The organism is Methylotenera versatilis 301, from assembly GCF_000093025.1.
Taxonomy (GTDB): domain Bacteria; phylum Pseudomonadota; class Gammaproteobacteria; order Burkholderiales; family Methylophilaceae; genus Methylotenera; species Methylotenera versatilis.
On the sequence record NC_014207.1, the window covers coordinates 2,756,690 to 2,771,770 of the forward strand.

Here is a 15,081-nt window from a genome sequence, read left to right on the forward strand (position 1 = left end):
AGCATTTTGACGCCACACGATTTACACTTTGTTACATTCAAACATGCTTTTATAAGACATGAAAAACTAACTTAATCATTAGGGCGGAATTTTAAATTTAAGTTTCTAAATTGTGAGAAAAGCGTTGGATCAGTAGGCAGCGGCAATGGCTCAGATGCCATAATTGCTCGCTCTACGGCCTCATCACAGGCAGCACTGCCACTTGATTTAACCAGTTTAGGACTACCGCTCAACTCACCTGTTGGTAACAAGCTTATATCAAATCTAAGCTCTGGGTTACCTTCACCGCACAGCGCTTTAGTGACATTGCCTTTAATTTTAGACTGTATTTTATTCTTGAACTCACCGACCACACCCGCATTAGCTGAGGCTTTAGATGATAAAGCTTGTTGCTCCCCTGCCGTTTTCTCTTCCGCCAAGGCTTCTTGTTGTAATTTCTTTAAGGCGTCATTTGGCTTACTTACTTTAACTGCAGGCTTCGCATCATCCTTAAGCGCTTCTAACTTAAGCGCATCAAGCTGTTTCTTTTGCTCCAAGGCTTTCTCTTTTTTAAGTTGATCTTCTGCCTTCTTCAACTCTAATGCTTTTTTCTTTTTTTCTAGTGTGATATCGACTTGCGGCTCTTCTTTTGGTTTTTCTTCTACGATGGGTTTAGGCTCAGGTTTAGGTTCTGGCTTAATCTCCTCTTTAACTATAGGTTTTGGCTCTGGCTGCACGACTGGTGCTGGTACAGCTTGATTAGGGATGCTGTCCCACAGCTCAACTTCGGTAACATTTAAAGTAGTGTGCGCGGCTTTCCAGTTAAATGAAATCAGCAACGCACCAAGTAAAGCCAAATGCACAGCAATCGCCAGCCCGCCAGCCTTCCAAGAAACTTCTTTTTCGTACGTTCTAATCATTTTAATAAACTGGCCATCTTAATAGTTCTGCGAGCCTATTTCGCTGGCGCTAACAACAGCCCAACTTTATCCACTTTGTTCTGTTTGAGTAAATCCATCACGCCAATCACATCGTCATATTTAACATTTTTATCTGCGGCAATCACCACAGAGCGTTCTGGCGATTTTGTAAGCGCTTGGCGCACAGCTAACAGCAGCTCATCGCGCGGCATAGGCTTATTCTCGAACTCTATTTTGTGATTGAGTTTAACCGTGAGTACCAAAGGTGGCACTTGCGGTTGCTTTAAAGCCTGACCAACTTTAGGCAAATCAACCACGCCAGGATTAGTCATAGGTGCGGTCACCATAAAGATAACTAACAGCACCAAAGTCACGTCAATGTACGGCACTACATTGATTTGATTCATCACGCGACGTTTGCGAGTACGCGCCATGATTTAGCTCTTTCTTTGCAGAATATTAGTGAACTCTTCCATAAAGCTTTCGTAGCGCACTGAAAGCCTATCGACTGAACTGGCAAAACGGTTATAGGCAATGACGGCTGGAATCGCTGCAAACAGGCCTATTGCGGTTGCTACCAAAGCCTCTGCAATGCCAGGAGCGACTTGGCTAAGGGTTGCTTGCGCCACATTAGACAAACCTCGAAACGCATTCATAATGCCCCACACTGTGCCAAATAAGCCGATATATGGACTCACAGAGCCAACTGAGGCTAGAAACGGTAGATGTGCATCCAGATCATCTAACTCACGGTTGTAGGCTGCGCGCATCGCGCGACGTGAGCCTTCCATCACATCAGAAACATCCATTGTCGTTTGTTGTTTGTGACGTACATACTCTCTAAAACCCGCTTCAAATATACTCGCCATACCTTGTGGTTTACGACGACTTGAGGCGAGTCCTTCGAACAGCTTATTCAAATCGCCACCTGACCAAAATGCTTTTTCAAAGTCTTCCGCATTAGTCTCAGCTTTTTTAATCGTTGCCAGCTTGATGAAAATATACCACCAAGAAAATAGTGAGGTGCCTATTAACACCAGAAGCACCATCTGCACAGGCAGGCTGGCGCCAGCCACTAGCGAAAAAATAGACATATCATTGGCCGCGCTTATACTCATAACTTCTCCACATTTAAACTCATTGCTTGTATGTTAATCATGTCTTGCTTCATAGCAGTAGGAATGGCTACTGGACGAAAAGTTTCAGCTTCGACAAATGCCGCTTTAACATGTGCCTGAATCAATTCGACGCCATTGCATATAATCGTTTGCGCCATTTCTATGCTGCCACGCCCGACATTTGCCAACTCGCAACGCACTTCAAGCATGTCATTAAACCTTGCAGGCTTCTTGAAATTAATCGATAGGCTATGCACCACAATAATGACGCCTAGCTCATCTTTAACCACAGTTTGCTCGTAACCTAAATCGCGTAGCCATTCGGTGCGAGCACGCTCCATAAAGTTCAAATAATTCGAGTGGTAAACCACGCCGCCGGCATCGGTATCTTCGTAGTACACACGGACTGGCCAACTAAATCGATGACTACTCATATTTACTCTTGCCACGTTTCACCACTTAAATGCTTGGGCATGGGCAATTCAAAATGCTGATAGGCTTGCAGTGTGGCTATGCGCCCACGTGGGGTGCGCATTAAATAGCCCTGTTGAATCAAATAAGGCTCAAGCACATCTTCAATCGTATCGCGCTCTTCGCCTATGGCTGCGGCTAGATTATCCAGACCTACAGGACCGCCGCCGAATTTTTCTATCACGGCGAGCAACAGTTTTCTATCCATCACATCAAAGCCCAATTTATCGACATCGAGCATTTTCAACGCAGCATCAGCGATTTCTGATGACACAATGCCATTGGCTTTTACTTGCGCGTAATCACGCACACGGCGTAGCAGCCTATTAGCGATACGAGGCGTGCCGCGTGAACGTCGTGCAATTTCGAGCGAGCCTGTATCCGCCATTTCGACTTCTAATAGACCCGCTGAGCGATGAACAATTCGAGCCAACTCCTCAGAGGTATAAAACTCTAACCTTGAAACAATCCCAAAGCGGTCACGCAATGGGTTAGTCAGCATACCAGCACGAGTCGTCGCGCCTATCAAGGTAAATGGAGGCAAATCAAGCCGCACACTGCGCGCGGCTGGACCTTCGCCTATCATGATGTCTAGTCGATAATCTTCCATCGCTGGATATAAAATCTCTTCAACCACGGGAGATAGTCGGTGAATCTCATCAATGAACAATACATCATTAGGTTCTAAATTAGTCAGCAAGGCAGCCAAGTCACCCGCGCGCTCTAACACTGGACCTGAAGTTTGGCGCATATTCACGCCCATTTCTTTGGCAATGATATGTGCCAAAGTGGTTTTACCTAAGCCTGGTGGGCCAAATAACAGTACGTGATCTAGTGCTTCGCTGCGACCACGGGCGGCATTAATAAATATCTCTAATTGGCTACGTGCTTTTTCTTGCCCGACATACTCGTCTAAAAGCTTGGGGCGCAAAGCACGCTCTAATGCCTCCTCACGAGGGCTTTCAGCATCTGGGGCAATCAGGCGGTCAGTTTCTATCATAAGTTCATCTTGTTTTTGGGTTTTGGTGCTCTGGGTTTTGGTGCTCTGGGTTTTAGTGCCAAGGCGCCATTAAAACACGTGCCTATCTATTGTGCATGCAATTTTGCATAGCGCTCAATCAATCCTTTGACGGTCACAGGAGCACCTAAATACAGACCTTGCCCATAGTGTACGCCTATGCTTTTCAATTCACTTAATATCTCTTCATTTTCGACAAATTCAGCCACCGTTTTAATACTCATGGCCTCTGCTACACTATGAATCGAGCGCACCATTGCATGGTCAATTTTATTAATATGCATTTCTTTAACAAAAGTACCATCAATCTTCAAATAATCCACGTCAAAATTTTTCAAATAAGTAAATGATGACATGCCACTGCCAAAATCATCTAGCGCGAAACTACAGCCTAGTTTTCGCAAGGCACTGAATAACAAAATAGTATTTTTAAGATTAACAATTGCCGCCGTTTCAGTGATTTCAAAACAGATAGATTGAGGTGGAATTGAATACTTGATAAACATATCTTGTATAAAACTTAGTAAGCTTTTATCACCTAATGAGGTGCCAGATAAGTTGATTGAAAATATATAGTTACACTTTTCGGCATTAATCTCCAACAACTTTTGGTAAGCTAAGAAAACATTTTTAATAACCCATCTATCGATATTTGGCATCAAATGATACCGCTCGGCAGACGGTATAAATGTGGTTGGCAGAATTATTTTGCCATCGAGATCAATTTTTCTAAGCAAAATTTCATAATGTTGCAATTGTGTCGTCGCAGAGGTGAGTGGCACAATTGGCTGACAATAGAGCATAAATTGCTCATCATCAATTTCGTCGGTAATATCTGATATTGATTCCACTGCACTACGCTGGCGAACCACTTCCACATCACCTGGATTAAACAGAAAGCTCTGATTTCGCCCAGCTGATTTTGCTGAATAACAGGCCAAATCAGCTGCATGAATAATCTCACTCACATTTTCGAAGCCTTGATTAATCACAACCAAACCAATACTGACGCCAATATTAAAAATCTTATCATCGTGAATAAAACGATAATCCCGGATAGTTTTCAACAAAGCATTATTGATTTGATTCGCATCTGTCAAAGTACAGTTTTCTAGTAGTAAACCAAACTCATCACCACCTAAGCGCGCCAATGTGTCTCTCTCTCGCATTTTATTTGCTAATAAAATGCTCACTTGCTTAAGTAACTCATCACCTGCGGAATGCCCGCAAGTATCATTCACTAATTTAAACTGGTCTAAATCTAAAAAGCAAAAAATATGTTGTGCATTATTTTCATGCACGCTTTTTAGACAGCGTTCTAAGCGCACTTCAAACTCACGGCGATTAATTAAACCGGTTAAATCATCATGTTGCGCTTGATGGCGCAGCATTGAGGTAGCGTCATTGATCTTTTCTTGCATACCGTCATAAGCATGCTTCAGACTACTAGACATGGAATTAAAACCTTTTTGCAAGGTTTTTAGCTCACCACTGGAGTTCTCCATAATCGTATGTGAAAACACACCTTCACCAATACGATTAACCGCCTGCGCAATCTCTTGAATAGGTTTGGTGATATTTCTACCAAGCTTCCATGCCAGTAACCCGCTTAAAGCCAAGCCGAAAATAGCCGTCAAGAAAATCTTTACAATTAAATCTTGCTTAATATTTTGTAAAGTTTGATTACTAAGCTCTATATACACCTGACCAATTTTCTCTGGGGTGTAAGATTTTTTCAGTTCTAACTCTTTGCTGCTTAGATTAGAAAAATCATCTATTTCAACCAGACTTCGGTAAATAGGAAACGTAAAAATAATGCCTTTATCTTGTGGGATTTGCTCGAGATTTTCTTTAGCAATCTCAGCAATTAACGCTTTGGGTAATTCACGGCCACTTAATGCCAGCGTCAAGCCATGGCTATCGACTACCATCACCGTTCTTAAGTCCTGCTCATTAGACAGCGCTTGCTGTACCAACCTTTGCAGCACCTGACTATTGCCAGAAATCACACCATATTCTGCTGCGGGAGCCAACTGTGAAGCAATCACCCTGCCTCGATCTTCAAGTGATTGATCTAACACTCCAAAAATATTGGTGATTGCATATCCAACTAAAATAATAGCGAATAGCAAAGCAGGGATCGTACCCAAAAATATAACACGTGATTTGATGCCGAGATTCTTCATTTTACATAGCCTCTGGTACGTCAGACTCAAGCATTTTCTTTAAAATCTCATCTTCATCCATTAAAGGAATATTAAGTGAGCGCGCGACTTGGTAGTTCAACATAATAGAGAAATATTTTGGCAATTGCGGCGGTGGCAATTCGCTAGGGGCTGGACGCGATTTAATCGCAATTTCTGCTGCCTGTTTTGCCAGCTGTTTGCTTGTGCTAAATACCGCAGCTAAAGCGCCGGCACGCACATAGGATTGAGAATATCCAAAAATAGGTTTTTGATAGCGATAGCTGGTTAACAAAATAGGCTGTGCCGTTTCACGGCTATAAATAGTTGGGTCGGGAATCGCTAAAATAGCATCGACGCTATCCAAGAGTTTTTTTAATTGAGGAATCAAGTCAGCTTCTTGATTAACTTTCTCTTCCAGAATACTTAGCCCACGTTTTTCACCCTCTTCTCGCACATACTCAATATATTGTGCAGAAGTCGTGCCTAGTAAAACGCCTATTTTTTGTGCTTCGGGTAAAACATATTTAATCAGAGATATTTGTCGCGAAAAAGGTTGATCTAAGACAATGGCACTAAAGTTACCTAAATCACGTCGACTTTTCGCCATCACACTATTGAACGCGGGTAATGGCGTAAACACCCCTAACACCGGTGTTGTCCGTTTTAATTTACTGGCAGCCTCCAGCGCTTTTACGCCTAGCGCAATCACTAACTCACTGTTTTCTGCTACCACCAATTTTTCGGTATCTGGCAGTGTAATCACATTCACTCTAAGATTAATTTGCTTATTCTTGGCAAGCTCGGCATTGAATTGATCAACAAATTCAAGGTTTGCTGGCGTTTGTACGCTCATCACAATCGTCACACCTGTATAAGCATTCGCAACAAATGGTACAAGAAGCCCCAGTACTAGCATTACGCCTGCAAGTACACCATTCATCCAGATTTTTCTATTTAGCATCAATAACAAAACTTATTTCTCAACCATTCAATTCATTATTAAATTGCATTAAAAATCCAACCTAACATTAAGACGAGCGCGGCGCTTGAGCGTGTTGTAATCTGCAAATTCTTGATAATGTTCGTTAAACAAGTTTTCAACGACAGCAGAAACTTCTCCGCTAATATGTTCCGCTTTAAACTTACGTGCCACTCGAATATCAGATCTTCTCGCTAAACCAACATAGCCGCCATCCCCCAAAGCGGTAACCTCACTGGTTTGATAATAGGCGTAACTGGCATCCCATTGCGGGTTGAAACGGTGAGTTAACAACCCGCTAAAAGTGCTGCTTGGCATAGACGTAGTAATGTTATTTGCAGTTTGCTGTTCGTCAGCATCAATGTTCACATAGGCGTAATTTAGTAATAAACGGTCATCATTAGTAATCCGCCATTTGACTTGTGTTTCAAAGCCACTTACGTTGACGTTACCCGCATTTGTATAAAATGTAGGTTGTTTTATCAATACATATCCTGATGGTGTAAGCGAACCTATATTGAGACTTCTATCAAGATTAGATTTAATATAGTCATGAATATCATCATAGAAGACCCGAGCATCCAAGCTAAGTTTACCAAAATCACCTAAATAGCCAATTTCTCTAGAAACTATTCGTTCTGGCTTAAGGTTTGCACTATCTGCAAAATATTCTGCGATATACGGCGCAGTATTTAATCTAGGGACAATAATATTAGTATTGAATTTTTCCTCTAAATAATTAGGTGTTCTTAACGCAGTTGAAATACCAAATCGGACGGTTTGATTCGCATTGAGTTTGAAATTAACACTAGCACGAGGTGAGGTATTCGTGCCTGTAAAGCTGTTGTTCTCGACCATAGCTCCTAAATTTAACACTACATGATCTGATGGACGCCACTCAGCATGACCAAACAATCTTTGCAAATTAAATGTGTCCGTATTGTGCGTACCAAGATAATAAGGCGAGTACATTGTATCTTGACGAACGCTGGCTCCCCAAACGCCTCTTAAAGATGAAGAGATAGAAAAGTTGTGCTGCGCCTCAAGGTCGTAACGCTCCATTTCAATATTATTGTCAATTTGTATAAAGCTTGGAGAAGCAAGATGAGTGAAAAATGGAAAACTACTTAGATCAACACTATTGATAACATCATCAGAAGTATTTAATGAGTGATAAGCTTGTAGTGAAAAGTCACTATTGTCATTTACGTTATGTCGCCAGCGAATTAATTCATAATTATTTTCGATGCCTCTTAATCTAGGCTGAAAAAAACGGATTGTATTAAGTGACTGGTCATCTTCGCGATCACCATTGACTAGCCCAAACTCGAACTCAAGATTATTTTTATCATTCACCTTATAATCCATCTGTGTATTTAACAAGCGTGTACGCTTAAAATCATATCGATTATCCAATCCATCGTCATCGCGATAGCCCGCAGTCACCCTATAACTTAAATCATTTTGCTTAGCGCCATATCGTGCAAACGCCTCATGACGACCATCACCATAGGTTGCACTTACGCTAGTACCAAGCTGATCTAATGGGCTTTGCGTGATGATATTAATCACGCCAAAAAAAGAATTGGCACCATAACTCGCGGCATTTGGACCACGCGTGATTTCAATGCGATCAATATCAGCTATCGCAATAGGCAACTCACTCCACTGCACACCTCCATAAAGGGGACTGTAGACCGACCGACCATTCACCAGCACTTGCATAGAGCCTGCATAAGCAGTCGTCATGCCGTGGTAACTGACAGCATGATTGGTGTTATGTACGAACCCTGCATTGGTACCCACATAAAAACCTGGTACTAAACGAAATATTTCTGGAAGATCAACAATTCCAGATGCGCGTATGGTTTCACGGTCTATTACCGTAACGGCCGAGGGTGCATCAGCGATGGACTGTGACAACCTAGATACCGTAAGCACTCTAGGCACCTCACCCATATAGTCATCTTCAGAGACCTCATTGATCGGCTTTTCTTCAGCAGCTAAAACTGGGCTAAAGCTTAAAAAAACTACAAAACTCAATGTAAAAAAACTTCTATTAATCACGTTATTAATCATTAGTTCCCCCTAATTTTTAATAAACACCAGCATAAATAATACGATTCTTCATCATTCTGGAGTCTCCAGCAGCTTCTTATTTTGCAAGGCCATCCAATGCAGCATGAGCGTAAAACCTACAGCGAGCAACGTTGGTCCAAGAAAAATACCAATAAATCCAAAAGTTAAAGCGCCACCAAGCACGCCAAACACAATCAGTAATAAGGGCAGGTGTGAAGAGTGGCTAATGAGTATTGGCTTAACTACATTATCTACGGTGCTGATAGCTAGTAAACCATATAGTGCTAAAAATATTGCCCAGCCATGTTCGCCCTGGCTATAAAGCCAAAAGGATGCGCCTCCCCAAATTAAAGGTGGGCCAACAGGGATAACAGACAAAAAGAATGTTGCACACGCTAGTAACAACGGCGCTGGTGCTCCTGCAAGTAAAAATCCGATCATCGCTACGACTGATTGTGCTAAAGCGGTGCCAAATATCCCTAGCATGACGCCCTTCACGGTATTGCATGAAAGAATAAGCATCTCCTCACCAAGCTCGCCACCTAGCCTGCGCACGATGGTAACAAGCCCTTGAGCTATTCTAGTGCCATCGCGGTAGAAGAAGAATGCCACAAAAACGACTAGAAGCAATTGTAGAAAGCCACCCGCCACTAATTGCACCGCACGTAAAGCAAAAGTGCGCATAGGTTCATAATACTGCCGTAAGAGCTTCATCAGCTCTTCTTGACTGGCCGTGGCACGCTCCCATGAATGACTAATTTGCTCGCCAACAATGGGTAGGTTACGCACCCAATCAGGCACTTTTGGCTGTAAGCTTTGCAATCTAGTACCCAGCTCATTAAATAACTGATCTGATGAGTCAGCCAAATTCATAGCAAGATATGCCATAGGTAGAATCAAGGCGATCAGCAGTAGCAAGGTCATAATCATGGCTGCCCATGTATCTCGCTTGCCTAAGCGCAACCACAATCGATGATAAAGCGGCCAAGTAAATAAACAAAATATGGCGGCGAATAAAGCCGCTGCCATAAAAGGCTGCAATACATAAATGCAGCCTATCACCAACAAAGTGATGATTGCGATTCGTGTGACTTGGTTGGTATTGATCATTGAGGTCTTGCCTTAAATTTAACATTCAATTACTCGGCTGCCAAAGTCTCGCAGACTTACTTCGAACTACTTGCTTTGCCATCTCGCTTTAATTTTAGTCCACAATTTGCGCGCTAAAATTAGCATAGGAATGCTAAATAACAACCACGGCAATATCGTTACAAAGAACGTAATTACAGCTGCCAAGCTTTCCATCATCACATGTCCAGCCTCTTTAAGCGCATGTGCAACAGGTGAGAAGAAGCCTTGCTCGGTAATGCCTTGTTTGGCAGTAAAATCAATATTCACCGAGACCAATTCGGTTTCTTGCGCCAATACTTTTCGCACGCCTTGAATGGTATCAAGCTGGCTTTGCGTATCCACCAACTCACGCTGCACTTCAATTAGATCTTTAAATTTAGCGGATTTATCTGTCAGCATTGCGCGTAAACTATCGCGGAACTCCGTCAGGTTTTTAATGCGCGCCTCTGCATCTATCACAGCATCCGTTTTATCTTCACTATCTTGGCGGTGTTGCAACACTTCTGCATTTTTTGCTAAACCCGAAAGAAATATCTCAACTGACCTAGGCGGTACACGTACGGATAAACTCGCAGAAGGCGGGCTATATGGTGTTTCACGATTATAATTTGCACTCAGAATTTGGCATTTTAACAGCTCACAATGCGCGACTGTCGCATCAAATGCCGCCTGCATTTTTTCGCCCTCAGTTTCAACCGTCAGTGCGTGGCGCAATGCGATATAGCGTTTTACTGTTGAGCTAGCGGCATTTGGCTCGCTCACTTCAGTCAGCGACTCTTCACCTCCGCCTGTGCTATCCGCCATTTTGGCTCTTGCCATATCTGGCGCGGGTGCTGACTTCATCGCCACACTTGCCGCGGGCATGGCTTCTGTTGCACGATCATTATGTTGCCCACAAGCCACGAGTATCGACACCGCAGCAATCAAAAACAATTTACTCAAAATATTCATAATGTCTCCGATGCTGGATTAATGCTTAGGCTCATTCACTGAGCTTCACATCAACCAGTCCTATTTAGATAACGATTTCAACGCTAATTTAATGCCTTCTGCTACAGTCGCATCTGCAGGCAACAGCTTCACAGCGGCCAAGGCTTCGCGCTCATTGTAGCCCAATGAAATCAGGGCATTCAGCACATCACTACTAGCTGATTTTGGCTGATTGCTATTGCTTGGGCTTAATCCAGCAACCGTAAATTTATCCTTTAACTCTAATAATAAACGCTCGGCTGTTTTCTTGCCCACGCCCGGCACGCGTGTAAGCATGGCTGTATCCTGCATGGCAACAGCCTGCACTAAATCATCAATCGACAAACCGCTTAAAATTGAAAGTGCTGACTTAGCTCCGATGCCATTCACTTTAAGCAACTGCCTGAAGGTCGCACGCTCTTGGTCGCTGCCAAAACCATACAAAAGCTGTGCATCTTCACGCACTACAAAATGTGTGAGCATCACCACTTTTTCACCAATGGCGGGTAGATTATAAAATGTACTCATCGGCACTTCACATTCATAGCCCACGCCATTGCAATCAATGAGCACCAACGGCGGTGTTTTTTCCAGCAAAATCCCGTTCAATCTTCCTATCATGGCATCATCCAAATCATTACTAGTGTTAACAACTGTATATTTTTAAAACTATGTATGTTCAAAAAAGAAAAGCATCATCAAACCAACCTTCCGCCACGTACTCGATAGCCAGCGGTAGCAAGCTTGCCCAATCCTTGTCCGCCATGCGCATGGCAAATGGCACAAGCCAAGGCATCGGCTGAATCTGGTTTAGGTGTTGCGGGTAAGTTGAGTAAGCGTTTTACCATTTCTTGCACTTGTTCTTTTTGTGCATGGCCGTTGCCGACTACGGCTTGTTTGACTTGTAGCGCCGTATACTCGGCTACAGATAAATTACGAATCACCGCCGCGCTAATAGCGGCGCCACGGGCTTGACCTAATAACAGAGTGGATTGTGGATTGATATTCACAAACACCTTCTCAATCGCCACTTGGTTAGGCTGATAGGTATCAATCACCTCAAACAAACCATCTAAGATGATCTTCAAACGAGCGGGCAGCTCTTCTCTATCGTCTTCGCCTTCAACCTTATTCTTTTTGCCGCTAGCAGTTTTAATTGTGCCACTGGAGATGTAAGTGATTTTTTCACCTACTTTTTCAATAACCCCAAAGCCTGTTAAGCGCAGGCCAGGGTCGATGCCTAAGATTCTGACATTACTCACAGTGCTCAAAAAAATAATCGCTTAAAGTCATACAAGGCGCGAATCAAAAAAGGCATTAGACGATTCACTTTTTAGTCTTCGATGACAGCGGAAGTATAGACATCCTGCACATCGTCTAAGTCATCTAGCGCATCTAAGATTTTTTGCATTTTCACCGCATCATCACCTGTAAACACGGTTTCCATATTCGGCTTCATCGTCACTTCTGCCATCACAGCTTTTAAGCCTGCAGCTTCCATGGCTTCTTTAATCACCATAAAATCGTTTGGTGGCGTGATCACTTCAATACTGCCATCTTCATCCGTCACCACATCTTCTGCGCCAGCTTCTAGCGCAACTTCCATGACTTTATCTTCATCAGTACCTGGCTCATAAATTAAGCTACCGCAGTGTTTGAACATAAACACCACACTGCCGTCTGTACCTAGATTACCACCGTGTTTGCTTAGCGCATGACGTACATCCATCACTGCACGTTGTTTGTTATCGGTTAAACAATCAATAATAATGGCCGCGCCGTTAATGCCGTAACCTTCGTAACGGATTTCTTCGTAGTTCACGCCCTCTAATTCACCCGTACCTTTTTTAATGGCACGAATGATATTGTCTGCCGGCATGTTCTCTTCTTTAGCTTCTGCCACCGCTGCGCGTAAACGTGGATTCATGTTCACGTCACCGCCGCTCATGCGCGCAGCCACGGTAATTTCTTTAATGATTTTAGTGAAAATTTTGCCGCGTTTTGCGTCTTGACGACCTTTGCGGTGCTGAATATTTGCCCATTTACTATGACCAGCCATGTTACCAACCCTTAGTTCTTGAAAAATAATTGAATTTTAACACAAGCTTACGTTGCTACTCACTCCTGACCCTGTGCGGGATCAATCTGCGTATGTTTAATAATACTGATGCCTGAAATGGTCACCAAAGACAGTGCGATAAATACCATACCTATCAACTCATAAGTATTTGGCACTTCATTTAATTGAATCCATGCCGCTATTACACCGATAACTGGTGCCAACATACTGGCCATACTTGCCACGCCTGCTTGCAAACGCTGCAGGGCATATAACCACAACACCCAAGCCAGACATCCACTTAATAAAACATTAAATAGCACAGCAAAAATAAAAGTCGGTGTCCACTGCATAGGTTGAGCCGGCAGAATAAAGGCAATCACGACAACAGGAATTGACCCTAGAAACATAGGCCAAGCAGTGAGGTTGAGTAAATCTAAATGTGGCGCGCGGTGATGCAGTTTCTTTGAAACAATAGCTGAAATGGCCCATGAAACGCCTGAGCAAACTGCCAGAAACATACTAAAACCATCTGACTTAATATGCAGCGGATCAAAAATAAGCACCATGCCAAACAATGCAAACAACACGGCCAACCACTGCCAACCTTGTATTTTTTCGCCCAACATTGGCCATGCAAACAACATGACCCAAAATGGCATCGTGTAAGTTAACACGGCAGTTTTACCCGCACCGCCTTCTACTAAAGCCCAAATCAGCAGCCCTGTGAAGCCGCAGGATTGCAGAAGCCCCAACACTAGCATTGTGGGAAATTCTTTAAGTGCTAATGGGCGCTTAGTCAAATAAATCAGTACAAATAACACAATAGAGCCAAAGAAAGTGCGTATCGCCGCAAACTGAAAAGGGCTGGCAAACTGCACCGCTTGCTTCATCACCACCCAGTTATAGCCCCAAATAATCGTGAGTATAAAAAGTGCAATAAACGCCTTAACAATGAGCTTTTTCTCTTGCTTACTTTCAGTTTCTTTTTGCATGAATGATTTTTTTGCAGAATTAGATGATTTTGAATTTGCTTACACCATTATAAGGTGTATATTTTTATGGTAGTACTAAATGTGAGGAGAACAACATGAAAACATTACAACAATTACTAGATAATAAAAAACATAAGACCGTTATTTCTATTGCTCCACATCGCCCTGTATTCGATGCCTTAGTGGTGCTTGCGGAATACAAGATAGGTGCATTAGTGGTACTTGATGGCGACAAACTTGTCGGCGTTTTCTCTGAGCGTGATTACGCGCGGGAAATCATTCTCAAAGGCAAATCTTCAAAAACCACACCTATAAGTGAAGTCATGTCGTCTAATGTGCTCACTGTTAAGCCTAACGATACAGTGGAGCAAGCGATGAATATTATGTCTGATAAGCATATCCGCCATTTACCTGTATTAGAAGGTAACAAAGTCATTGGCATGCTATCGATCGGTGACTTAGTGAAAGAAACCATTGAGTATCAGCAAACGCTAATCAAACAACTTGAGAGCTATATTACTGGATAGTCTTTAGCTAGATTTTATCTAGCTAAAGACTACAAAAAGCATGTTTTAGCGGTGATTTATGCTAACTGTCTGATGAGTAGCACATTGAAAATGCGTTTAAGCTTAGTGTGCTGCCTCTGACGAGCTGCCTGAAATCATCGGTTTCAGGAGATTTTTCTTTTGCAATTTTGACATGAGCACAACCGCAGCTATGTGCAATATGACTAAACCCTGCAAAGCATTAGAAAAAATGACGTGTAAATCAACAGGCCAATCTTCACCCCAAAAAGCATCTGTGCGACTCAACCAACCAGTCAATGCTAACGCTGCAATTAATGCCCAAATCAGATAAACAGCTAATTGGCCGAGCGGATTATGTCCAATATGTGGTGCAAATACTTGCGTGCGAATCTCATGAATATGTAGCTTAATATTTGCAATGGTAGGCATGTAAAACTTAGAGGAAGCTACTTTACTTAGCCATAGTCCATAGCCAATTCTTGCAAACACTAGGGCCAAACAAAAGTAACCAATGACACGATGCCAAAAACCGGTATCGTTAAAAAAGTTAACGAGTACAAAAAGCGCTACCAACCAATGCGTGATGCGTACAAAAAAAGACCAGACATTAGCCTGTGTTTTTGTTTCAGAAAGACTCATCTGCTTAAGCT

At 42.8% G+C, this 15,081-nt stretch carries 16 protein-coding genes; 1 reads left to right on the forward strand and 15 read right to left on the reverse strand.

Annotated features, from left to right (window positions below):
* Nucleotides 1–71: 71 nt before the first annotated feature.
* From M301_RS12645 to M301_RS12710, 14 genes are all read right to left on the reverse strand, one after another.
* The gene (locus tag M301_RS12645) at nt 72–899 is read right to left on the reverse strand and encodes an energy transducer TonB (RefSeq protein WP_013149176.1); all 828 of its coding nucleotides are present in this window, start codon (nt 897–899) and stop codon (nt 72–74) included.
* A gap of 35 nt (nt 900–934) precedes the next feature.
* Nucleotides 935–1,333, reverse strand: a complete 399-nt coding sequence (locus M301_RS12650) for an ExbD/TolR family protein (protein ID WP_013149177.1) — start codon at nt 1,331–1,333, stop codon at nt 935–937.
* 3 nt (nt 1,334–1,336) lie between these two features.
* Nucleotides 1,337–2,011 carry a protein TolQ gene (gene tolQ / locus M301_RS12655; protein ID WP_041360197.1) on the reverse strand — a complete coding sequence of 225 codons (675 nt, stop codon included), beginning with the start codon at nt 2,009–2,011 and terminating at the stop codon, nt 1,337–1,339.
* 2 nt (nt 2,012–2,013) lie between these two features.
* On the reverse strand, nt 2,014–2,451 hold the full coding sequence (ybgC, locus tag M301_RS12660) for a tol-pal system-associated acyl-CoA thioesterase (protein ID WP_013149179.1): 438 nt from the start codon (nt 2,449–2,451) through the stop codon (nt 2,014–2,016).
* A gap of 2 nt (nt 2,452–2,453) precedes the next feature.
* Nucleotides 2,454–3,488: a Holliday junction branch migration DNA helicase RuvB gene (gene ruvB, locus M301_RS12665; protein ID WP_013149180.1), complete on the reverse strand. Its 1,035-nt coding sequence runs from the start codon at nt 3,486–3,488 to the stop codon at nt 2,454–2,456.
* Nucleotides 3,489–3,574: 86 nt separating this feature from the next.
* Nucleotides 3,575–5,692, reverse strand: a complete 2,118-nt coding sequence (locus M301_RS12670; RefSeq protein WP_013149181.1) for an EAL domain-containing protein — start codon at nt 5,690–5,692, stop codon at nt 3,575–3,577.
* 1 nt (nt 5,693) lies between these two features.
* Nucleotides 5,694–6,653, reverse strand: a complete 960-nt coding sequence (locus M301_RS12675; protein ID WP_013149182.1) for an ABC transporter substrate-binding protein — start codon at nt 6,651–6,653, stop codon at nt 5,694–5,696.
* A gap of 48 nt (nt 6,654–6,701) precedes the next feature.
* On the reverse strand, nt 6,702–8,750 hold the full coding sequence (locus M301_RS12680) for a TonB-dependent receptor plug domain-containing protein (protein ID WP_013149183.1): 2,049 nt from the start codon (nt 8,748–8,750) through the stop codon (nt 6,702–6,704).
* 51 nt (nt 8,751–8,801) lie between these two features.
* On the reverse strand, nt 8,802–9,860 hold the full coding sequence (locus M301_RS12685; RefSeq protein ID WP_013149184.1) for an AI-2E family transporter: 1,059 nt from the start codon (nt 9,858–9,860) through the stop codon (nt 8,802–8,804).
* Nucleotides 9,861–9,926: 66 nt separating this feature from the next.
* The gene (locus M301_RS12690; RefSeq protein WP_013149185.1) at nt 9,927–10,832 is read right to left on the reverse strand and encodes a DUF4349 domain-containing protein; all 906 of its coding nucleotides are present in this window, start codon (nt 10,830–10,832) and stop codon (nt 9,927–9,929) included.
* 60 nt (nt 10,833–10,892) lie between these two features.
* Nucleotides 10,893–11,471, reverse strand: a complete 579-nt coding sequence (ruvA, locus tag M301_RS12695) for a Holliday junction branch migration protein RuvA (RefSeq protein ID WP_013149186.1) — start codon at nt 11,469–11,471, stop codon at nt 10,893–10,895.
* 77 nt (nt 11,472–11,548) lie between these two features.
* Nucleotides 11,549–12,112, reverse strand: coding sequence for a crossover junction endodeoxyribonuclease RuvC (gene ruvC, locus M301_RS12700; RefSeq protein WP_013149187.1), 564 nt, complete (start codon nt 12,110–12,112; stop codon nt 11,549–11,551).
* A gap of 71 nt (nt 12,113–12,183) precedes the next feature.
* Nucleotides 12,184–12,909, reverse strand: a complete 726-nt coding sequence (locus tag M301_RS12705) for a YebC/PmpR family DNA-binding transcriptional regulator (protein WP_013149188.1) — start codon at nt 12,907–12,909, stop codon at nt 12,184–12,186.
* 59 nt (nt 12,910–12,968) lie between these two features.
* A complete protein-coding gene (locus M301_RS12710; protein ID WP_013149189.1) occupies nt 12,969–13,904 on the reverse strand; it encodes a DMT family transporter in 936 nt (311 codons plus the stop codon).
* Between the two features lie 95 nt (nt 13,905–13,999).
* Here M301_RS12710 and M301_RS12715 point away from each other — a divergent pair, with 95 nt between their 5' ends.
* Nucleotides 14,000–14,431 carry a CBS domain-containing protein gene (locus M301_RS12715; protein ID WP_013149190.1) on the forward strand — a complete coding sequence of 144 codons (432 nt, stop codon included), beginning with the start codon at nt 14,000–14,002 and terminating at the stop codon, nt 14,429–14,431.
* Nucleotides 14,432–14,533: 102 nt separating this feature from the next.
* Here M301_RS12715 and M301_RS12720 read toward each other — a convergent pair whose 3' ends face one another.
* Nucleotides 14,534–15,070 carry a cytochrome b/b6 domain-containing protein gene (locus M301_RS12720; protein WP_013149191.1) on the reverse strand — a complete coding sequence of 179 codons (537 nt, stop codon included), beginning with the start codon at nt 15,068–15,070 and terminating at the stop codon, nt 14,534–14,536.
* Nucleotides 15,071–15,081: the final 11 nt, after the last annotated feature.